The organism is Micromonospora sp. URMC 106 (assembly GCF_051386395.1).
Lineage (GTDB): Bacteria > Actinomycetota > Actinomycetes > Mycobacteriales > Micromonosporaceae > Micromonospora.
This window is the reverse complement of record NZ_JBPQTP010000037.1, coordinates 1-20,507: the sequence shown is the minus strand read 5'-3', so window position 1 is coordinate 20,507 and position 20,507 is coordinate 1. Positions and strand designations below refer to the sequence as shown.

The 20,507-nt window shown below is 73.9% G+C and carries 16 protein-coding genes; 6 read left to right on the top strand and 10 right to left on the bottom strand.

Annotation, left to right across the window (positions count from 1 at the left end):
* Nucleotides 1-85: 85 nt before the first annotated feature.
* The gene (locus ACSNOB_RS14195) at nt 86-1,210 is read right to left on the bottom strand and encodes a glycerophosphodiester phosphodiesterase (protein ID WP_436687069.1); all 1,125 of its coding nucleotides are present in this window, start codon (nt 1,208-1,210) and stop codon (nt 86-88) included.
* Between the two features lie 143 nt (nt 1,211-1,353).
* Here ACSNOB_RS14195 and ACSNOB_RS14190 point away from each other — a divergent pair, with 143 nt between their 5' ends.
* Together ACSNOB_RS14190 and ACSNOB_RS14185 are read left to right on the top strand one after the other, a co-directional pair.
* The gene (locus ACSNOB_RS14190) at nt 1,354-2,688 is read left to right on the top strand and encodes a TrkH family potassium uptake protein (protein WP_436687068.1); all 1,335 of its coding nucleotides are present in this window, start codon (nt 1,354-1,356) and stop codon (nt 2,686-2,688) included.
* 28 nt (nt 2,689-2,716) lie between these two features.
* Nucleotides 2,717-3,349 (top strand): potassium channel family protein, encoded by a 633-nt coding sequence (locus ACSNOB_RS14185; RefSeq protein WP_436687092.1) that lies wholly within the window; start codon nt 2,717-2,719, stop codon nt 3,347-3,349.
* An 11-nt stretch (nt 3,350-3,360) separates the two neighbouring features.
* On the opposite strand, the gene ACSNOB_RS14180 is transcribed toward ACSNOB_RS14185, so the two are convergent.
* From ACSNOB_RS14180 to ACSNOB_RS14150, 7 genes are all read right to left on the bottom strand, one after another.
* Nucleotides 3,361-5,040, bottom strand: a complete 1,680-nt coding sequence (locus ACSNOB_RS14180; RefSeq protein ID WP_436687067.1) for a serine/threonine-protein kinase — start codon at nt 5,038-5,040, stop codon at nt 3,361-3,363.
* Nucleotides 5,041-5,111: 71 nt separating this feature from the next.
* The gene (locus ACSNOB_RS14175; RefSeq protein WP_436687066.1) at nt 5,112-6,665 is read right to left on the bottom strand and encodes a fused MFS/spermidine synthase; all 1,554 of its coding nucleotides are present in this window, start codon (nt 6,663-6,665) and stop codon (nt 5,112-5,114) included.
* A 36-nt stretch (nt 6,666-6,701) separates the two neighbouring features.
* A complete protein-coding gene (locus tag ACSNOB_RS14170) occupies nt 6,702-7,733 on the bottom strand; it encodes a coiled-coil domain-containing protein (RefSeq protein WP_436687091.1) in 1,032 nt (343 codons plus the stop codon).
* 186 nt (nt 7,734-7,919) lie between these two features.
* Nucleotides 7,920-8,732: an inositol monophosphatase family protein gene (locus tag ACSNOB_RS14165; RefSeq protein WP_436687065.1), complete on the bottom strand. Its 813-nt coding sequence runs from the start codon at nt 8,730-8,732 to the stop codon at nt 7,920-7,922.
* Entirely contained in the window at nt 8,725-9,177 is a 453-nt protein-coding gene (locus ACSNOB_RS14160) for a response regulator (RefSeq protein ID WP_393105785.1), read from the bottom strand. Before ACSNOB_RS14160 ends, ACSNOB_RS14165 begins: the two co-directional genes overlap by 8 nt.
* On the bottom strand, nt 9,174-10,940 hold the full coding sequence (locus ACSNOB_RS14155; RefSeq protein WP_436687064.1) for a sensor histidine kinase: 1,767 nt from the start codon (nt 10,938-10,940) through the stop codon (nt 9,174-9,176). The genes ACSNOB_RS14160 and ACSNOB_RS14155 overlap by 4 nt, the downstream gene beginning before the upstream one ends.
* A complete protein-coding gene (locus ACSNOB_RS14150; protein WP_393105789.1) occupies nt 10,937-12,115 on the bottom strand; it encodes a PP2C family protein-serine/threonine phosphatase in 1,179 nt (392 codons plus the stop codon). The genes ACSNOB_RS14155 and ACSNOB_RS14150 overlap by 4 nt, the downstream gene beginning before the upstream one ends.
* Before the next feature lie 297 nt (nt 12,116-12,412).
* Between ACSNOB_RS14150 and ACSNOB_RS14145 the strand changes: the two genes are divergently transcribed.
* Nucleotides 12,413-14,788 (top strand): M28 family peptidase, encoded by a 2,376-nt coding sequence (locus ACSNOB_RS14145; protein ID WP_436687063.1) that lies wholly within the window; start codon nt 12,413-12,415, stop codon nt 14,786-14,788.
* A 92-nt stretch (nt 14,789-14,880) separates the two neighbouring features.
* On the opposite strand, the gene ACSNOB_RS14140 is transcribed toward ACSNOB_RS14145, so the two are convergent.
* Entirely contained in the window at nt 14,881-15,291 is a 411-nt protein-coding gene (locus tag ACSNOB_RS14140; protein WP_436687062.1) for a hypothetical protein, read from the bottom strand.
* Between the two features lie 94 nt (nt 15,292-15,385).
* Here ACSNOB_RS14140 and ACSNOB_RS14135 point away from each other — a divergent pair, with 94 nt between their 5' ends.
* A complete protein-coding gene (locus tag ACSNOB_RS14135; RefSeq protein WP_436687061.1) occupies nt 15,386-18,061 on the top strand; it encodes a helix-turn-helix transcriptional regulator in 2,676 nt (891 codons plus the stop codon).
* Between the two features lie 15 nt (nt 18,062-18,076).
* On the opposite strand, the gene ACSNOB_RS14130 is transcribed toward ACSNOB_RS14135, so the two are convergent.
* Complete coding sequence (locus ACSNOB_RS14130; protein WP_436687060.1) at nt 18,077-18,454, bottom strand: winged helix-turn-helix transcriptional regulator; 378 nt, start codon at nt 18,452-18,454, stop codon at nt 18,077-18,079.
* Nucleotides 18,455-18,575: 121 nt separating this feature from the next.
* Here ACSNOB_RS14130 and ACSNOB_RS14125 point away from each other — a divergent pair, with 121 nt between their 5' ends.
* Together ACSNOB_RS14125 and ACSNOB_RS14120 are read left to right on the top strand one after the other, a co-directional pair.
* Nucleotides 18,576-19,451 carry an NAD(P)-dependent oxidoreductase gene (locus tag ACSNOB_RS14125; protein ID WP_436687059.1) on the top strand — a complete coding sequence of 292 codons (876 nt, stop codon included), beginning with the start codon at nt 18,576-18,578 and terminating at the stop codon, nt 19,449-19,451.
* 324 nt (nt 19,452-19,775) lie between these two features.
* The gene (locus tag ACSNOB_RS14120) at nt 19,776-20,420 is read left to right on the top strand and encodes a dihydrofolate reductase family protein (protein ID WP_436687058.1); all 645 of its coding nucleotides are present in this window, start codon (nt 19,776-19,778) and stop codon (nt 20,418-20,420) included.
* Nucleotides 20,421-20,507: the final 87 nt, after the last annotated feature.

Sequence of the window (20,507 nt, the reverse complement as noted above, 5' to 3'; positions counted from 1 at the left end):
GACGCGCCGGCCGGCACCCGGGACAACGACGTCGGCCCGCCACCCGGGGACAGGGGTGGCGGGCCGGCGCGGGGCGGCGGGCAGGTCAGCGCCGGGCGAGGCCCTCCCGGGCGGCGACGGCGGTGTCCGGGTGGTCGGTGAAGACGCCGTCCAGGCCGAGGCCGAGGAACAGCTCGTACTCGGACTGGATGTCGCCGCGCGCGTTCGGGTCCGTGCCGATCCGGAGGTCGGCCGGCAGGAACTGGTTCTCCGCCCGGAACGTCCAGGCGTGCACGACCAGCCGCTCCCGGTGCGCGTCCCGGACCAGGGTGGTCGGGGCGAGCAGCTTGCCGGCGGCGTCGCGCGGGACGATCAGGTTCTTGTTGGCGCCGACACCGTCGGCGTACCGGGCGATCCACTTCAGGCCGGCGGGCTTGGCCAGGTCCTGGTAGGTGCGGGCGTCACCGGCGACGGTGAAGTCGTACGGCCGGCCGGTGGCGTCGAGGAGCTGGGCGAGCTTGACGTCGGTCATCCGGTCGAGCTTGCGCAGGTTCGCCGTCTCGAACGACTGGATGATCACCGGCGAGTTCCGGTGGGTCAGCTTGTTGCGCCGCAACACCTCTACCAGCGGCTCCTCCAGGGGCAGCCCGATGGAGGCGAAGTAGGTCGGGTGCTTGGTCTCCGGGTAGACGCCGACGGTGCGCCCCCGCGCCCGACCCTCGGCGCGGGCCAGGTCGATGACCTCCTGGAGGGTGGGGACCTCGAACCGGCCGTCGAAGGCGGTGTTGGCGACACGCACCTGCGGCAGCCGCTCCTTGGCCCGCAGCGTCTTCAGCTCGGCGAGGGTGAAGTCCTCGGTGAACCAGCCGGTGACCGTGACGCCGTCGATGGTCTTCGTGGCCCGGCGGCCCGCGAACTCGGGGCGGGCGGCCACGTCTGTCGTACCGCTGATCTCGTTCTCGTGCCGGGCGACCAGCGCGCCGTCGCGGGTGGCGACCAGGTCCGGCTCGATGTAGTCCGCGCCCTGCCGGATCGCCAGCCGGTAGGCCTCCAGGGTGTGCTCCGGCCGGTAGCCGCTGGCGCCGCGGTGGCCGATCACGAGCGGACGGTCGGTCGCCCGGGCCCGCTCGGCGGCGGGCGTCGGGGCGGCCGACGCGGCCACGGTCGGCACGGCCACGGCGGCCGCGAGCAGGACGCCGGCCACACCGAGGGCGGAAAGGGTACGTCGCAACGCCGTCTCCTGTCGTCGTCGAGGAATCGGCCTCAGCAGACCGGTCCGGGTTGACGGCGAGTTGGTCGGCGCCTGACGGGGGGATGAATCCTCGGGATGTCGGTTTCCACACCCGACTCGCGGCGGAAAAGGAAGATTGTCTGGTGCGCCGGCTTCTCCGTCACCCCGTACGGCTGGTGCCGTTCGGCTTCCTGGTGACGATCCTGCTCGGCACCGGGCTGCTGATGCTGCCCTGGGCCACCAGCGAGCACCAGCACACCCCGTTCCTGACCGCCCTGTTCACCGCGACCTCGGCGGTCTCCGTGACCGGCATGACGGTGGTGGACACCCCGAACTACTGGAACGAGTTCGGGCTCGTGATGATCACCGTGCTCACGCAGGTCGGCGGCCTCGGCATCGTCACCGGGGCGACCCTGGTGATCCTCGTGGTGGCCCGGCGGCTGGGCCTGCGCAGCCGGCTGCTCGTGCAGGCCGAGACCGCCGAGTTCGGCATCGGCGACGTACGCCGGCTGCTGCTGCGCATCGCCGGTCTCGCGCTGGTCTGCGAGTCGATCATCACCGCGATCCTGACGGCCCGACTCTGGATCACCTACGATTACCCGTTCGCCCGGGCCCTCTGGAACAGCGTCTTCCACGCCGTCCAGGCCTTCAACAACGGCGGGTTCGCCCTCTACACCGAGAACATGATCGGCTTCTCGACCGACGCCTGGGTCACCCTGCCGCTGGCGATCGGCACCGTCGTCGGCGGCCTCGGCTTCCCGGCGCTGTTCGAGGCGGCCCGGGAGTGGCGGCAGCCGGCCCGCTGGGCGGTCGCCACCAAGCTGACCGTCTGGGGCAGCCTGGCGCTGCTGGTGGCGGGCTTCCTGGGCCTGTTGGCCGTCGAGTGGGCCAACCCGCGCACCCTCGGCATCTACGCCTGGCCGGACAAGCTCCTCGTGGCGTTCACCCAGGACGCCTTCATCCGCACCGGCGGCTTCAACGTCGTCGACGTGGACGGCCTGCGGGAGGAGAGCTTCCCGCTGGTCATCGCGCTGATGTTCATCGGCGGCGGCAGCGCCAGCACGGCCGGCGGGATCAAGGTGACGACCTTCTTCCTGCTCGCCTTCGTCATCTGGGCCGAGCTGCGGGGCGAGCCGGACGTGACGGTCGGGCACCGCCGGGTGGCCACCGCCAGCCAGCGTCAGGCGATCACCGTCGCGCTGCTCAGCGTCGCGCTGGTGGCCGGCGGCACGGTGGCGCTGATCCTGCTCACCGAGGGGATCCCCCTCTACGCCGCGCTGTTCGAGGTGACCTCGGCGCTCACCACCACCGGGCTCAGCGTCGGGGTCGCCGCCAACCTCCCGGAGCCCGGCCAGTTCGCCCTGATCGTCCTCATGTTCGTCGGCCGGATCGGGCCGCTGACCCTCGGGTCGGCGATCGCCCTCAACACCCGCCGGCGGCTGTACCGCTACCCGGAGGAGCAACCCATTGTCGGCTAGGAAGACGACGGACGAGAGCGGCGTCGTGGTGGTCGGGCTGGGCCGGTTCGGCTGCCACCTCGCCGGCGCGCTGACCGCGCTCGACCACGAGGTGCTGGCCATCGACCGCAACCCGGACCAGGTGCAGCGATGGTCGGCCCAGCTCGACCGCGTCGTGCAGGCCGACGCCACCGAGGAGGGGGCGCTGCGTCAGCTCGGCGTGGCGGACTTCGGCCGGGCGGTGATCGCCATCGGCGCCTCGGTGGAGGCGAGCGTGCTGACCGTGCTGGCGCTGACCGAGCTGGGCGTGCCGCAGATCTGGGCCCGGGCCACCTCGGCGAAACACGCCAAGATCCTGGGCTCGGTCGGCGCGCACCACGTGATCTTTCCCGAGGCCGAGACCGGCGAACGGGTGGCCCACCTGATCGTCAGCAGGATGCTGGACTTCATCGAGTTCGGCGACGACTTCGCCATCGCCAAGGTGTGCACCCCCCAGGCGATGGTCGGCCGGCCGCTCGCGGACCTGACCCCGACCGAACGCTACGGAGTGCGGGTGGTCGGCGTGAAGCTGCCCGGCGAACGCTTCCGGTACGCCACCGACGCCACCGTGGTCGCGCCGGGCAGCATGCTGATCGTCGAGGGAAACATCGAGCAGGTGCAACGCTTCGCGGCGCTCAGCTGACGCCGGCGGGCTCAGTCGTCGCCGCCGTCGTCGTCATCGTCGTCCCTTTCCGGGCTTACTGCTTTTTTTCCACCACCCGACCCCTTGCCCTTGCCGGAGTTGTCGGACTTGGCCTTCGACCCGCCGGAGCCGCTCCCGGAGGTGCCGGCCCTCGTCGTGGGCGCCTTCGCCGTCGGCGCCTTGGTGGTCGGCGCCTTGGTGGTCGGGGCCTTGGTGGCGGGCGCGGTGCTGGGCGTCGAACCCGCCACCCCGGCCACCTGCACGTCGCAGGTCTCGTCGCCGAGGCGGAACTCCACCGGCAGTGGATTGGTCCCGGTGTGGCGGCCGGTCAGGGTGAGCTTCTCCGACGCGCCGGGAGCCAGCGCCGCCTGCTCCGGGGCCGGTTCCACGAGCACCTTCCGCCCCTCCTGGCGTACGGGGACGGGCACCGACTTCGTCACGGTCTGCTGGCCGGGGAAGGCGAAGCTCATCCGCCAGCCGCGCAGCTCCCGCTGGCCGGTGTTGGTCAGGGTCAGCTCGGCGGCGAAGTCCCTGCCGGAGTCCTTGCGCAGCGTGTACGCGACCTGGCAGGGCGCGGGCTGCTCCGCGCCCATCCGCGCCTCCGTCGGCTGGTCGATGCCGCCGCTGGCCGGGCTGTGGGAGGTCACCCCCCACAGCGCCGCGGTCACCGCCACCAGCCCGGCGGCGGCCACCCCCGCCTCGACCCGCCGCCGTCGCGCCGCCGCCCGTCTGTTGCGCGTACCGGAGAACGGCAGCGCGTCGGTGGCGGCGGACCAGGGCAGGATCGTGGTGCCGGCGCTGGCCAGTGCGGCCGGGTCCACGGGCCCGGCGGCCGGGGAGACCGGCACCGCGGCGACGATGCCGGCCGCCTCGGCGAGCGTCCGGGCCACCTCGGCGGTGCCGGGGCGGTCCTCGGGTTGCTTCGCCAGGCACCGGTGGACCAGGTCGCGCACCTCGTCGGGGAGCCCCGGCACCGGCGGCATCGGCTCCGGGTCGTTGTACATGTGCGCGCGCAGCATCTGGGTGGTGGTGCTCGCCTGCCAGGGCAGCCGGCCGGTGAGCATCCGGTAGAGCAACAGGCCGACCGCGTACACGTCGGTGGCCGGGGAGACCTGACCGTTGTCGAGCCGCTCCGGCGCGAGGTACGCGGGCGTGCCGAGCAGGGTCCCGTCCGGCCCCTTCTCCTTCTCGCCGACCAGCGCGGAGATGCCGAAGTCGACCACCTTCACGCCGGTGGCGGTCAGCATGATGTTGCCCGGGGTGACGTCGCGGTGCACCACGCCGCGCGCGTGTGCGGTGGCCAGCGCCGAGGTCACCTCCGCGCCGATCGTCACCGCCTCCCGCCAGGGCAGGCTCCCGCGGCGCAGCCGGCCGGTCAGCGACTCGCCGTCGACCAGCTCCATGACGACGTACGGCACGGTCAGGCCGACCTGCTCGGACTCGCCGTAGTCGTAGACGTTGGTGATGTTGGGGTGGCACAGCCGGGCCGCGGCCTGCGCCTCGATCCGGATGCGGTGCCGGAACGCGCGGTCGCTGGCCAGCCGGGACGCGAGCACCTTGACCGCCACCTGGCGGCCGAGCACCTCGTCGTAGCCCCGCCACACGACGGACATCCCGCCCGCGCCGAGCTGTTCGATCAGCCGGTACCGCTCACCCAGCAGTTGCGCGCCGTCCCGGTTCGCTCCACCCATGGGGGTCGTTGTTGCCCGCGACGGCCCCGCCTACACCTGCGGGGTCGGAATCGGTCAGCGATGTCACCCGATCAGGCGGTGGCGAGGAGCTGGTCCACCGGGGCGTAGTCGTCGGTCAGCACCAGCGCCTCGCCGACGAACGAGGTCAGCTCGGCGCCCGCGAGCAGGCTGACCCCCTCCCGCCGGTCGGCCAGCCGGGCGCGGACCGCGTCCAGCGGCAGCGGGGCGTCGGAGGCGACGATGAGGAAGTTCGCGCCCTCCTGCCCGGCGAGCGCCGCCGCGGGAGCGATCAGCGCGACGTGCCGGAACTCGGCGGCGACGGTGGCCAGCTCGCTGCGGATGAAGCGCAGCGGCGGGTAGTCGATGACGTTCTGCACGTAGACGCCGCCGGGCCGGGTCACCCGGCGGATCTCGGCGGCCATCTCCCGGGTCGCCAGGTGCCAGGGCACCACCAGGTGCCCGAACGCGTCGCCGACCACGAGGTCGCGGCTGTCGGTCGCCTCGCCGGCGACGAGCATCCGGGCGTCACCCACCACCGCCCGCAGGTCACGCCCCTGGCGTACGCCCAGCTCGCGCTCCCCCAGCTCGACCAGCCCGCCGTCGATCTCGAACACCACGTTGTCCGTGCCGGGGCGGGTGGCGGTCAGGTAGCGCGGCACGGTGAACCCGCCGCCGCCCAGGTGCAGCGCGTCCAGCCGCTGACCCTGCGGCGCCACCACGTCGGCCACGGCCCCGATCCACCGGGTGTACGCGTACTCCAGGTGGGTGGGGTCGGCGAGGTCGACGTACGAGTGCTGGGCCGAGTTGAGCAGCAGGGTGCGGCCGGAGCCCCGGCCGGGGTCGGCCTCGACGCTGGCGCAGTGGTAGGCCGTCTCGATGTCACACGGGTTCGGCGCGACCGTGGTCAGCCCGGCGCCGACGAGACCGAGCACCGCCAGGGCCGCCTTGGCCCGGGCCGGGCCGGGCAGCTCCGCGGAGTCCTGGCGGCGCAGCCACACCCCGAGGCCGAGCCCGGTGAGCCCGAGCGAGGCGGCCAGGGCGAACAGGATGACCGTGCTGGGCAGCGCGGCGACCAGCACGAACCCGGTGCCCAGGGTGGCGGTGATCCCGCCCAGCGTGCCGATGCCAGAGAGCCGGCCGACCACCTGGCCCGTGCGTCGCAGGTCGGCGAGCTGGAGCTTGACGACCAGTGGGGTGACCGCCGCGAGCAGGGCCGCCGGCACGAAGACGGCGAGCGCCACGAGCAGCAGGATGGCCGTCGCCGCCCCGCCGCGCAGCACCTCGCCGGCGTACCGGACGACGGGCAGGGTGACCGCGGTGGCGATGCCGGCCAGCACCAGGGCCGGGGCCAGCAGGGTGCGGGGGTTGCGCCGGTCGGCCAGCCAGCCGCCCGACCACGCCCCGTACGCGATGGCCGCCAGCGCGATGCCGATGACCGAGCTGGTCACCTGGAGGGTCACCCCGACGTACGGCCCGACCAGGCGCAGTGCGACGGTCTCCAGCACCAGGACGGCGCCGCTGGAGAAGAAGACCAGGAACGCGGCGAGACCGTTGGGCAGTGCCCTGGCGGTCGGCGGCGCCGGCCGGGCCGGCGGGACCGTGACGTCGGACGATGGGGAGCTCACCCGCGCGATGCTACGCAGTGAAACCGGGGTCGCGGGTCAGTACATCGAGAGATGAACATGGTTCGTGTGGTCGGCGGCGGGGCTGCCGCTGCCGCCGTACGCCCGCCACCCGGTGCCCGGATGCCAGATCTGGCGGTACCAGATCACGTAGAGCACGCCGAGGCGGCTGGCGTTGCGCACGTGCCAGGCGGCGAGGCTGTCCCCGTACGCCTTGTCCCCGCCGGTGGCGGTCTTGTCCTCGAACCCGCCGGCGGCGGCCGAGAAGTCGCAGGCCCGGCCCTTGGGATGCTCGCCGGAGCCGCCGCTGCGGTAGCAGGAGACGTGCCGCTTGTAGCCGGCGGCCTGGGTCTGCTGGAGGGCGTTGAGCGTGCGCGGGGTGATGCAGCCGGAGGTGGTCGGGTCGTTCACCGAGCAGGACTCCGACGGCCAGGAGCCGTCCGGGTTGCGCGGGGCGGGCCTCGCCGAGGTGGAACTGCCGCCGCTGAAGCCGCCGCTGCTGCCCGAACTGACGGCGGCGAGCGCCGTCTCGGCCTCCTTCTTCTTCTTCGCTATCACCGCGAGCTGCTTCTGCTGCTCCCGGACCTCAGTGTCCAGGGCGACCTTGGCCTGCCGCGCCTGCTCCCGCGCGTCGGTCAGGTCGCGCAGCCGCCGGCTGTCGCGCTGCGCCATCATGTCCAGGCTGGCCGCCCGCTCCAGGAACGCCTCGGGCGAGGCGCTGTTGAGCAGCATCGCCGTGGGGGTGAGCCGGCCCACCCGGTAGGACTGGGCGGCCACCTCGCCGACCTGTGCGGTCAGCTCGACCAGCCGGCCCTCCAGCGCGGTCAGCTCCCCCGTCAGCTTCTTCTGCCGGCGCTTGGAGTTGTCCAGCTTCGCCTTGGCCTCGAGGTGCGCCTTGGCGGTGGCCTCGAGGGCGTCCCGGAGCTTCTTGGTGCCGCCCTCGTTGGGTTCCGCGTACGCCGGCACGGCACCGCCGCCGAAGAGCAGCGCCACCGCGACGAGCAGGGCGATCACCGGGCGGCGGGCGCGCCGCGCCGACAGGGCGATCAGCGGGCGACGCCCGGCGGGCATGGTCCTGCGCACGAAAGCATCCTTTCGTCGGCCGCCGCCGGGTGACAGCGCGGCGCGGCGGCCTCCGCCGGGCGCCGGTCGGCGGCCTGCTGGCGGATACCGGCGGTCAGGATACCGGACCGGCCGTTCCCGACCAGGCCCGCGACCGCTCTCCCCATCGAACATCGACACAGCGTCGCATCGACGTCACTCAGCGCCCAGCAACGCCTCGCGCACCTGCGCCCAGACCCGCTCGTTCGCCGCGACCAGCAGGCCGCGACCGTCGTCGGCGGGGTGGTAGTCGGAGCCGTCGAAGCGCCGGGCGACGCCGCCGGCCGCCCGGACCAGCAGGGTGCCGGGGGCGTGGTCCCACGGCAGGGTGCGCCAGAACAGCACGAACTGCTGCTCGCCGGTGAGCACGTCCAGGTATTCCCGGCCCGCGCAGTGCTGTCCGGGAAGCAGCTCGCCGAGCCGGTCGCCGCCCGCCTCGACCCGCGCCCTCGACGCCGGCGGCAGGAACCGCGACATGGCGGCGCCGCGCAGCGCGTCCACGGCCGGCGTGTCACCGGTGGTCCGCACCGGCCGGCCGTCCAGCCACGTCCCCTCGCCCGCCCGCGCGACCGCCAGCGTGCCGGCGAGCGGGTCGAGCACCCAGGCCGCGGCCGGCTCGCCATCGGTCAGCAGCGCCACCATCAGCGCGAACGGCCGCCGGCCGGCCGCGAAGTTCGAGGTGCCGTCGACCGGGTCGACCAGCCACACGTCGCCGGCGCCGCGCAGGTGGCGCAGCAGGCTCGGGTCGTCGGCGACCCCCTCCTCGCCGACCACCACCGAGTTGGGGCGCAGCCGGCGCAGGGTCGCCGAGATCACCTCCTCGGCGCGGCGATCGGCGACGGTGACCAGCTCGCCCGGCGCCTTCTCGGTGACGTCGTCGTCGTCGAGCTTCCGGAACAGCGGCAGCACGACCTGGTCGGCGGTCTCGCGCAGCAGCCCACCGACGTCGTCGAGGAGGGTGTCAGCCACGCGGCGGCAACTTGACCACGCTGACGAAGAACTCGTCGATCTGCCGGACCACCGAGATGAACCGCTCGAAGTCCACCGGCTTGGTCACGTACGCGTTGGCGTGCAGCTGGTAGCTGCGCAGGATGTCCTCGTCGGCCTGGGAGGTGGTCAGCACCACGACCGGGATCCGGCAGAGCTGCTCGTCCTTCTTGATCTCCTCCAGCACCTCCCGCCCGTCCCGGCGGGGCAGGTTCAGGTCGAGCAGGACCAGGTCCGGGGTCACCGCGTCCGCGTACTCGCCCTCGCGCCGCAGGTAGGCAAGCGCCTCGGCGCCGTCGGAGACGACAGTCAGCCGGTTGCGGAGCTTGTGCTCCTCGAACGCCTCCTGGGTCATCAACACGTCGCCCGGATCGTCCTCGACCAGCAGGACCTCGATCGGGCTCTTGCCGTCCGCTGGCGCGGTCATCCCACCGTCTCCCTCACGTCACCCGTTCTACCGCCTTCCGACGCCCGGTCGGGGCCGTCCGTGGCGTCCGTCTCGTCGCGACGGCCGCCGGCCCGCTCCGGGGTGCCCGTCCCGCCCTCGCCCGTCGTCGGGCCGTCGTCCCCGGTCGCGCCGTCCTCGGCCACGCCGCCGTCGGCCGCCGGCCCGCCGGCGTCAGCGGCCGCCGCGGCGGCCTCGACGTCCTCGGGCAGCGCGGGCAGGGTGAAACGGATCGCCGTGCCCTCCCCGGTGTCGGTGTCCACCCAGACCCGGCCGCCGTGGTATTCCACGATCTTCTTGACGATCGCCAGGCCGATCCCGGTGCCCGGGTACGCGTCCTTCGCGTGCAGCCGCTGGAAGATGACGAAGATCTTGTCGGCGAACTCCGGCTCGATGCCGATGCCGTTGTCCTGGCAGCTGATCTCCCACTCGTCGCCCACCAGCCGGGCCGACACGTGCACCTTCGGCGGCACGTCGGGACGGCGGAACTTGATCGAGTTGCTGACGAGGTTCGCCAGCAGGTTGGTCAGCAGCGGCTCCTCGCCGCGGACGACCGGCATCTCGCCCCAGGTCAGCTCGGCGTCGGCGTACTGCAGGGCCGCCTCGGTCTGGCCTGCCACGTCCCCCATGACCTTGTTCATGTCCACCTCGGTGAAGCCGGTGGTGAGCCGGCCGATCCGGGAGAACGCCAGGAGGTCGTTGATCAGGCGCTGCATCCGCTGCGCGCCGTCCACGGCGAACGCGATGTACTGGTCGGCCCGCTCGTCCAGTTGCCCGGCGTAGCGGCGCTGGAGGAGCTGGCAGAAGCTCGCCACCTTGCGCAGGGGCTCCTGCAGGTCGTGCGAGGCGACGTACGCGAACTGCTCCAGGTCACGGTTGGAGCGGGTGAGTTCCTCGGCCTGCTTCTGGAGCTGGCTGTTGACCCACTCGATCCGCTCCCGGGCCTCCCGTACCTCGTCCAGGTCCTTGGCGATCTTGCGCCGCATCGCGTCCACGTCGTCGGCGAGCCGGACGAACTCGGGCGGGCCGCCGCCGGTGATGCCGTGCCGGTAGTCGCCCTCGGCGACCTCCCGAACCTGGTCGGCGAGCCCGGTCAGCGGGCGGATCACCATCTTGTCCAGGGAGACGAGCAGCATGCTGCCGGCGATGACCACCACCGCGAGGGCGGTGATCAGCAGCACGACCAGCAGGTTGCTCGTCTGCCGGACGTCCTCGGCGCTCTGCTGCCGGACCTGGAAGATCTCGAACTGGAGATTGTCCAGGGCGTTGCGGACCTGTTCGAACTGCTGGCGGGCCTGGTCGGTGATGAGCGCCTGCCCGGCGGCGGTGCCGCTCTGCTCGGTCGTGGTGATCACCGGCACGGCCACCGCCTGGCGCCACGCCTCGGCCCGCTGTTCGACGACCCGGAGCTCCTCCCGGACCCTCGGGTAGTCGCCGAGCAGCCGCTGCATCGAGGCGACCAGGTCACGCTCCCGCGCCCGGCCCGCGTCGTACGGGGCCAGGTCGGCGGGGTCGCCGCTGACGGCGAAGCCCCGGACGGCATTCTCCTGGTCCAGCAGCGCGTTCAGCACCTCCTGCGCCTGCACCCGGAGAGGGCCGGTGCGGTTCAGGATCGCGTCGATGTGCGTCCGGTTCTTCGCCGCCACGGCGACCGCGCCACCGGCCAGGCCGACCAGGAGCACGGCGACGACGGCGAGGAGCGTGACGACCCGCTGGCGCAGGGTCCACTCGCGTACGCCCGTCATCGGCCACCGCCCCGGCTGACCAGCAGCATGGCGACGTCGTCGGCGAGCGGCCCGCCGTTGATCTGCTCGGCGCTGCCGACCAGCCAGGCCGGCAGCTCCGCCAGCGGCACCGCCTGGCTCGCCGGGTCGGCGAGCAGGCCGCTCAGGCCGGGCACGTCGAGGCGCTCGTCGCCCTCGCCGACCCGCCCCTCGATCACGCCGTCGGTGTACATCAGCAGGGACCAGTCATCGGTGTCGAACTCCAGGTCGTAGGCCACGGGCCGGCGGGGTCGTACGCCGAGCAGCAGACCACCGGGCGCCGGAACCGGCACCACCTTGCCGCCGGCGAGCAGCAGCGGCGGCGGGTGCCCGGCCAGCCGCACCGTGGCCCGGTTGGCGTCGAGGTCCAGCCGCGCGGTGGCGACGGTCGCGAAGATCTCCTGGAGCCGGCGCTCGCTCATCAGCACCTGCTCCAGCGCCGGCAGCACCTCGTCGTCGGGCACGCCGGCGAGGATCAGCGCCCGCCAGGCGACACGAAGCTCCACGCCGAGCGCCGCCTCGTCCGCGCCGTGCCCGCAGACGTCGCCGACGATCAGCTCCAGCCGGTCGGGGCTCGTCTGCACCACGTCGAAGAAGTCGCCGCCGATCAGGGCGGCGTGCCGGCCGGGCCGGTAGAACGTGTGCACCGCGACCTCGTCGGTGGTCATCAGCGGCTGCGGCAGCAGGCCCCGTTCGAGGCGGGCGGACTCGGCCTGGCGCAGCTCGACCTCGCGCAGCCGCCGCGCGTTCTCGTCGGCCCGCTTGCGCTCCACCGCGTAGCGCAGCGCCCGGGTCAGCAGCACCCCGTCCACCTGGCCCTTGACCAGGTAGTCCTGCGCGCCCTCGGCGACCGCGACGATGCCGAGGTGCTCGTCGGAGCGGCCGGTCAGCACGCAGACCGCGGCGCCGCTGGCCATCTCCAGCACCTGGCGCAGGCCGTCGAGCCCCTGCGCGTCGGGCAGGCCGAGGTCGAGCAGGACGCAGTCGACGCCCATCACCCGCCGCCGGGCCTCGCTGAGGCTGGTCGCCACCAGCAGGTCGATCATCGAGTTGGTCTCGGCGAGCAGCTCGCCGACCAGGAAGGCGTCGCCCTCGTCGTCCTCGACCAGCAGCACCCGCAGCCGCTCGCCCGGAGGCAGGTTGGGGTGCCTTCCCATGCCGCCGTGCGGGTACGGCACGACAGGGGAACCGGCCGGGCCGGTCCCCCGGAGCGGCCGGGTCACCGCCGCGAGGCGCGGGAGATCGCTGGTGATGTCGGGCTCCTTCCGAGTGCCCTGCTGATCCTGTATTAGACAACGTTCGCACACAACACGACGGGCACCGTAGGCGCGGGCATGGGCCGGATCACTGCCGCTCCGGGGTGCGGGCGGCCCCGCCCGTCCGGGGGAGTCCCGCGGGCGACCGACCCGGTGCAGGATGGTGCCACCCCTGGCCCCACCCCCCGAGGAGTCCCCGTGGGCGCACCCCCCACCCGTGCCGCCGACCGTGCGCTGGCCCGGCCGCGCCGCCGGTTGGCCGCCGCCGTGGCGGCGCTCGCCGCGCTCGCCGCCGTCGGCGCCGGCACCCTGCTCGACCTGCGCGCCCCCGCGCCGCGACCGGCCGACGCGCCGCCGGGCGAATTCAGCGCCGACCGGGCGTACGCGCACGTCGAGGTCGTCGCGGCGCGGACGCACGTGGCCGGCAGCCCGGCCAACGACCTGGTCCGCGCGCACGTCGAGGGGGTGCTGCGCGGGCTGGGCCTGGAGACCGAGGTGCAGGACACCGTCGCGACCGAGGCCGGCCAGCTCAGCGGGGCGGCCGGCGGGGCGACCCTGGCCCGGGTCCGCAACGTGGTGGCCCGGCTTCCCGGCACCGCCCCGACCGGCAAGGTCTTCCTCGTCGCGCACTACGACTCGGTGCAGTCCGGGCCGGGCGGCAACGACGACGCCGCCGGCACCTCGGCGATCCTGGAGGTGGCCCGTGCGCTGGCCGCCGGCCCCCGGCCACGCAACGACATCGTCTTCGTGCTGACCGACGCCGAGGAGGCGTGCCTCTGCGGGGCGTCGGCGTTCGCGTCCGGCCACCCCCTGGCGGCCGGCGGCGGGGTGGTGCTCAACCTGGAGGCGCGCGGCTCCACCGGCCCGGTGATCATGTTCGAGACCTCGCGGGACAACGCCGCGCTGGTGGACGCCTTCGGGCGGGCCGCGCCGCATCCGGTGGGCACCTCGTTCGCGGTGGAGATCTACCGGGCGCTGCCCAACGACACCGACTTCACCGCCTTCCTCGACGCAGACTTCGTCGGGCTGAACTCGGCGTACATCGACGGCGGGACGATCTACCACACCCCGCTGGACACCCCTGCCGCCATGGACCGGGCCAGCCTCCAGCACCACGGCGACAACGCCCTCGGCCTCGCCCGCGAGTTCGGCCGGGTCGACCTGACCGCGCTGGACTCCGGGCACGACGCCACCTACTTCCCGGTCCCGGGCGGGCTGGTCCGCTACCCCGGCTGGCTGGTGCTGCCCCTGGCGCTGCTGGCGCTCGCCGCCGTGGTGGCCCTCGGCTGGCTGACCCGGCGGCGGGGCCGCGCCACCGGCGGTCGGCTCGCCGCCGGGTTCGGGCTGGCGCTGGCGCCGATCGTGGTCGCCCCGCTCGCCGCCCAGTTGCTGTGGGCGGCGGTCACCGCGCTCCGGCCGGGCTACGCGGAGCTGCTGGACCCGTACCGGCCGACCTGGTACCGGCTGGCCGTGGTGGCGCTCGCCGCCGCCGTCCTGTTCGCCTGGTACGCGCTGACCCGCCGCCGGGTCGGCCCGGCCGCGCTCGCGGTGGGTGGGCTCGGCTGGCTGGCCCTGCTCGGGGTGCTGCTCGCCGTGCTGGTACCCGGCGGGGCGTACCTGGTCACCCTGCCGGCCCTGGCCGGCGCGCTGGCCGGGCTGCTCGCGCTGAGCGCCCGGATCGACGGCCCGTGGCCGGTGGTCGCGGTGACGCTGGCCGCCGCGGTGGCCGTGGTGGTCCTGCTGCCCACGGTGGTCCTGCTGTTCCCGGCGCTCGGCATGGCGATGGGCGGGGTCGCGGCGCTGGTCGGGGTACTGCTCGGCCTGGCCGCGCTGCCGGTGGTCGACCTGCTGCACCCGCAGGCCGGCGGCCAGCGGGGCCTGGTCGCCCTGCGCGCGCGCCGGCTCGGCGCGCTGCCGGCCGGGGCCGCCGCCCTGGCGACGGCGGTGTTCGCCGGGGTCGGGCTCGCCGTCGACCGCTTCGACGCCGCGCACCCCGCGCCCACCCACCTGATGTACGCCCTCGACGCCGGCACCGGCCAGGCCCGCTGGCTCAGCCACGAGGAGGACCCGCAGCCCTGGACCGACGGCTACGTCGACGGGGCCGTCGAGGTCGCCGACTTCCCCGGCCTGGGCGACGCCGAGCTGCGCGCCGGCCCGGCGCAGGCGGCGAACCTGCCCGCGCCGAAGCTGGAGGTCCTCGCGGACGGCACCGCCGGCGCCGAGCGCACCCTGCGCCTGCGGCTCGTCCCGCAGCGCCAGGTCCGCCTGGTCACCCTGCACGTCGACGCGGCGACGGCGACGGTGCGGCGCGCGGAGGTGGCCGGCCGGCCGGTGCCGGTGGAGGCGCGGGAGGGCCGCTGGGGCTTCGGCGTGGTCTTCCACGCCCCGCCGTCGGAGGGCGTCGAGGTGACCCTGACCGTCACGCCGAAGGCGGGGCGGGTGGCGCTGCGGGCGATGGACGCCAGCGACGGCCTGGACGCGGTGCCGGGCTTCCGACCCCGCCCGCCCGGCGTGGGGATCGTGGGCTCGCACAGCTCGGAGATGCTGGCCGTCGCCCGCACCTATCCGCTGTGACGCGCACGCCGGTGGCCGCCCGGCGAGGGCGCCCACCGGCGTGATCCCGGTTCCGGCGGTGTGAGTCGCTGCCGAACGGGCCGGCGGACCGGTCAACCGGTCTTGCGGAGACCGGCGAACTGCAGTGCGGTGAAACCGGCGACCACGACCGCCTGTGCGATCACCAGCGCGGTGCCGAGGCCGGTCAACGGGAACCAACCCGCGACGAGCAGCTCCACGCTCGCGGCCACCCAGGCGATGTTGACCGCCATCACGACGACCACGGCAGCCGTGCTGACCGTCGGGCGCGAGGCGAGGAGGAACAGGGCCGCGGCGAAGACGACCAGGAACGCGCCGACCGGGTAGAGGAAGGCGGCGGGAAGGCCGAACATCTCGCCGAAGATCGCCGCGGCGACGACATAGACGACGCCGTTGGCGCCGGAGCCCATGGCGTCCTGCTTGAGGGCGAAACGGAGCAGCTTGGCGTCGGTGACGGTCTGCGCGGTGCTCGCGATGGTGGCCATCGGATGTCCCTTCGTGGTGCTGACGATCTGTCACCACGACGCTAGGCAGGTCCGCTCCCGGCCGAATCAGTCACCGTGACGGTAGGTTCCTGACGTGCTGCACGGACGAGCCGCGGAACAGGCGGAGATCGAACGGCTCCTCGCGGCGGCCCGGGCCGGCCAGAGCGGGGCCCTGGTCGTCCGGGGCCCGGCGGGGATCGGCAAGTCCGCGCTTCTCGATGACGCCGCCGGGCGAGCAGAGGGCATGCGGGTGCTGCGCGGCGTCGGTGTCGAGTCCGAGGCCACGCTGCCCTACGCCGCACTCCACCTGTTGCTGCGCGCCGGGCTGGACCGGATCCACGCGCTGCCCGACGCGCAGGCCAGCGCGCTCAACGGCGCCCTGGGGCTGGGCGACATCGCTCCGGAGAGCCGGTTCTTGGTCGGGCTGGCCACGCTGAGCCTGCTCGCGGAACTCGCCGGGGACGGCGCGCTGCTCTGCCTCATCGACGACGCACAGTGGTTCGACCAGGCGTCCATCGACGCGCTGCTGTTCGCCGCCCGTCGCCTGGAGGCCGAGGGCGTCGTCATGATCTTCGCCGCCCGCTCGGGTTTCCGGGCCGCGGGGCTGCCCGAACTCCGGCTCGGCGGACTCGACGGCGCGGCCGCCGCCGCGCTGCTTCCGGCCGACCTTCCTCCACAGGTACGAGAGCGCCTCATCGAGGAGTCGGACGGCAACCCGCTGGCGCTCATCGAGCTGCCCGCCGCGCTCGACGCCGAGCAGCGGGCGGGGCGACTGCCACCGGTGGGCGCGATGCCCGTCGCCCACCGGGTGCAGGAGGCGTTCCAGGCGCGGATAGCCGCGCTTCCCGAGGCCGCACGGACCGCGCTGCTGATCGCGGCGGCGGACGGCTCCGGCGAGCTGGAGACGCTGGTGGGTGCGGGTGCCTCCCTCGACGCTCTGGAGACGGCCGAGCGCGGGCGGCTGATCGAGGTGCGCGGCAGAAGTGTCGGTTTCCGCCATCCCCTGATCAGGGCTGCCGCCTACCAGAGCGCGCCGGTCACCCGCCGCCTCGCCGTGCACCGGGCCCTCGCGGACGCCCTGGCGCGCTCGGCAGCCGCGGATGCGGCCGACCGGCGGGCGTGGCACCTGGCCGCCGCCGCGCTCGGTCCCGACGAGGCCGTGGCACGGGAGTTGGAGGAAGCGGCGGAACGGGCGCGCACCCGCGGCGGACACGTCGCGGTAGCGGACGCCTACGAGCGGGCCGCCGAACTCACCGTCGATCCGGTACGACGGTCCGGCCGGCTGGCCAACGCCGCGCTGGCGGCGAGTGACGCCGGCCTGATGGGGCGCGCCGCCGCGCTGGCCGACAGCGCCACGCCGGATGCGGACGACCCCGACATGATCGCCGCGCTGATCCAGGTACGCGCCCATCGCGAATTCGAGCTGGGCACGCCCCTCGCGGCGGGCCGGATCATCCTGGACGGCGCCCCCCGCGTGGCGGCCCGGTCCACCGAGCGGGCCACCTGGCTGCTGGTGGAGGCCATCCGCTGCGCCTGGTTCGCCGGTGACAGCCGGCTGGCGGAGGAGGCCGCAGCGGGCCTCCGCGCGCTCCCCGGGATCGATTCGCCGCTGGTCGGCGGGGCGCTCGGGCTGGCCCGCCTGTTGAACGGCGACGTCGGCGGTGGGATCAGGCTCATGGGCGAAGCGGTCGACGTGCCCGCGCTCACCGGGCTGGCGGTACCCGGACTGACCTTCACTTCCGCTCTGTGCCTCCCGCTGGGCCGTGTCAGCCGGTACGAGGAGATCACCGCAGGCGTCGTGGCGGACTGCCAGCGGAGCGGGATGATCGGATGGCTCGCCATCGCGCTGCGGGATCACGGCTTCGCCCAGGGGCTGCTCTGCCGGTACGGCGAGGCCAGGGCGACCCTCAGCGCGGGGCTGCGGCTGGCGACGGAGCTGGGTCACGAGCACGGGATCGGCCACCTCACCTCCTCGCTGGCGTGGGTGCTCGCCCATCAGGGGGACGCGCGGGGGTGCCGGGCGAAGGCCGAAGAGGGCGTGGCGAGAGCCGACCACCAGGGACAGGTTCTCGCGGCGGCCATCGGGCGCTGGGCACTCGGGCTGCTCGAACTCGGCCTGGGCCGGCCGGACGCCGCCCTTGAGCAGCTGTCGGCCATCCCGTCGACGGGCGTCGGCGCCATCTCGGCGGCGGACCAGGTCGAGGCGGCCATCCGCAGCGGCCGGCCCGAGCGGGCGAAGGAGCCGCTCGACCGCTACCTAACCTGGGCGCGGCACGTCCGGCAGCCGTCGTCGGACGCCGTCGCCCTGCGCTGCCGCGCCCTCGTCGAGGAGGACGAAGCGCACTTCGCGGATGCCGTACGCCTCCACGGGCAGGGCGTCCAGCCGTACGAGCAGGCGAGGACGCAGCTCGCGTACGGCGAGTGGCTACGACGGGCGCGGCGGCGGGCGGACGCCCGAGCGCAACTGCGGGGCGCGCTGGAGACCTTCGATCGCCTCGGTGCGGAGCTGTGGGCCGAGCGCGCCCGCGCGGAGCTGCGCGCGACGGGAGACGTGCCAGCGGCCCCGCGCAGGTCCGGCGACCCACTCAGCGTGCTCACCCCGCAGGAACGCCAGGTCGTCCGGCTGGCGGCGAACGGCGCCTCCAACCGCGACATCGCCGCTCAGCTCTTCCTCAGCCCACGCACGGTCGGCTACCACCTCTACAAGGCGTTCCCCAAGCTGGGGGTCACCTCCCGGGCCCAACTGGCCGCAATCGCCCCGCCGCCGTAGGGGACGGCCGCCCGGCTAGCGACGGGCCGGGCCGGCCGCGTCCACCAGGACCCGTTCGGCGCCGATGCGCCGGCTCCGGTCGGTGCCCCACTCGCCCAGGGGCGCCAGGGCGGCGTTGAGGGAGACGCCGTGCTCGGTGAGGGAGTACTCGACCTTGGGCGGCACCTCGCGATAGACCTCGCGGTGCACCAGCCCGTCCTCCTCCATCTCCCGCAGGTGCTGGATCAGCATCTTCTCGCTGACGCCCGGCAGGCCGCGCCGCAGCTCGGCGAAGCGCCGGGTCCCGTGGTGGTGCAGCTCCCAGAGGATCAACGACTTCCACTTGCCGCTGACCACGTCCATCGCCGCGTCGATGCCGCAGTGGTAGGGACCGCGTCGCCCCGACGTCGCCATCCGCCCTCCCCGCCTTACTTACCGAAAGGTGAGTACCTGAGTAATTAGTCGGTACTGGCGCACTCTACCCCGCGACGGCGACGATCTTCCCGTACCACCAGAAACGAGGGGGAGCTCGAAGATGACAACGAACGACGGCGTCCAGGTGAGCGTGCTCGGGCTGGGCGCGATGGGCAGCGCCCTCGCCGCCGCGCTGGTGCGGGCCGGACACGAGACGACGGTCTGGAACCGCTCGCCGGGCAGGGCGGACGACCTCGTCGCGCAGGGGGCCCTGGCCGCCGCCACGGCGGGCGACGCGGTCCGGGCCAGCCGGCTGGTGATCGCCTGCCTGCTGGATCACGCGTCCGTCCACGAGGTGCTCGATCCGCTCGCCGGCGACCTGGCCGGACGGACCCTGGTCAACGTGACCACGACGTCACCGGCCCAGGCGCGCGAACTGGCGGCCTGGGCCGCCGAGGCGGGCGTCGCGTACCTGGACGGCGGCATCATGGCCGTCCCGCACATGATCGGCCAGCCCGGGTCGTCGATCCTCTACAGCGGGTCGGCCGACGCCTTCGCGCAGTACCAGCCGCTGCTGGACCGCTGGGGCACCAGCACCTACTTCGGGGAGGATGCCGGGCTGGCGTCCCTCTACGACCTCGCCCTGCTGGCGGGCATGTACGTCATGTTCGCCGGGTTCATGCACGGCGCCGCCATGGTCGCGTCGGCCGGCGTGCCGGCGACGAAGTTCGCCGCCATGGCCGCGCCCTGGCTGACCGCCATGACCGGCAGCTTCCACGGCTACGCCACGGTCATCGACGGCGGGGACTACACCGTCGAGGGGCAGCAGAGCCTGGAGTTCTCCGACCTGGGCGACATCCAGAGGGCCAGCGCCGAGCTGGGTGTCAGCACGGAGGTCGTCGACATGGTCCAGCGCCTCATCCGGCGCCAGATCGACGCCGGCCACGGGAAGGAGGGCTTCGCCCGGATCATCGAGAGCATCAAGCACCCCGGTTGACGGCAGCCACCCACGAGGCTTCGGCGGTGGGCCCCTCGGCGGCACCGATTCAGCGGCACAGCCGCAGGTCGCGCCGGTGACCTGCGGACGCTGGACGCGGGGCGGCCAGCCGACTCGGACGCGTTCGGTCACCTATCGTGAGCGGGACGTGTCGGCGCGGCGTCCCGGCCTGGTGACGCAGGCGGGGCACCGTGCGGCACGCCTCGAGATCGGTCGGCAAGTGCTGTTCGAGGAATCGGACGTGCGGGCCTGGCTCAGCGATGAATCCGCGGCGCCCGGGGGTCTACCTCCCGACCGAGACAACCAACTCATCGGGAGTAGGGCATGGGCCTCATCCACATCGAGCTGTTCGCAACCCTCGACCTCGTCGGGCAGTCGCCCGGCGGCCCCGACGAGGACCCGGTGGGGTTCCCCTTCGGCGGCTGGCAGGCACCCCTGCTGGACGAGGTCGCCGGGGCGCAGGTCGGCGCCGCGTACGAGGGCACCGACGCCCTCCTGCTCGGCCGGCGGACGTACGACATCTTCGCCGCCTACTGGCCGCACCAGGAGGGCGGTGAGGACAACGAGATCGCCACGCTCTTCAACCGCGTCCCGAAGTACGTGGCCTCCCGCGGCAGGCCCGACCTCTCGTGGGCCGGCTCCACGCAGCTCGGCCCGGATCTGGTCGGCGCGGTGCGCGAGATCCGTGACCGGCACGAGCACGTGAAGGTCGTCGGGAGCCTGAACCTGGTGCAGACCCTCCTGCGCGAGAAGCTCTTCGACCGTCTCGACCTCTGGGTGCACCCGATCGTGCTCGGCGTCGGGAAGAAGGTGTTCGACGGTGGCGCGGTGCCCACGAACGTCACCCTCCTCGAACCGCCGGTAGCCAGTTCGAAGGGCACCGTGTACCTGCGCTACGGCCGCGCCGATGGCACGCCCGGGACGGGGGACATGAGCGCACCCGATCGCGGGGTCGGGCGCGACGACTGAAGCCGCCCGCCCGGTCGGTCCGTGTCGTCGGCGGTGGATCCGCCAGGTCAGCACTTCCGTCACGGCGTCGGCAGCTCGGGCTGCCGA

Excerpts from the sequence above, each read along its gene's own strand:
- ACSNOB_RS14180 (WP_436687067.1), bottom strand. The coding sequence starts at position 5,040 with ATGGGTGGAGCGAACCGGGACGGCGCGCAACTGCTGGGTGAGCGGTAC.
- ACSNOB_RS14170 (WP_436687091.1), bottom strand. The coding sequence starts at position 7,733 with ATGCCCGCCGGGCGTCGCCCGCTGATCGCCCTGTCGGCGCGGCGCGCC.
- ACSNOB_RS14160 (WP_393105785.1), bottom strand. The coding sequence starts at position 9,177 with ATGACCGCGCCAGCGGACGGCAAGAGCCCGATCGAGGTCCTGCTGGTC.
- ACSNOB_RS14155 (WP_436687064.1), bottom strand. The coding sequence starts at position 10,940 with ATGACGGGCGTACGCGAGTGGACCCTGCGCCAGCGGGTCGTCACGCTC.
- ACSNOB_RS14150 (WP_393105789.1), bottom strand. The coding sequence starts at position 12,115 with ATGGGAAGGCACCCCAACCTGCCTCCGGGCGAGCGGCTGCGGGTGCTG.
- ACSNOB_RS14140 (WP_436687062.1), bottom strand. The coding sequence starts at position 15,291 with ATGGCCACCATCGCGAGCACCGCGCAGACCGTCACCGACGCCAAGCTG.
- ACSNOB_RS14130 (WP_436687060.1), bottom strand. The coding sequence starts at position 18,454 with ATGGCGACGTCGGGGCGACGCGGTCCCTACCACTGCGGCATCGACGCG.
- ACSNOB_RS14125 (WP_436687059.1), top strand. The coding sequence starts at position 18,576 with ATGACAACGAACGACGGCGTCCAGGTGAGCGTGCTCGGGCTGGGCGCG.
- ACSNOB_RS14120 (WP_436687058.1), top strand. The coding sequence starts at position 19,776 with ATGGGCCTCATCCACATCGAGCTGTTCGCAACCCTCGACCTCGTCGGG.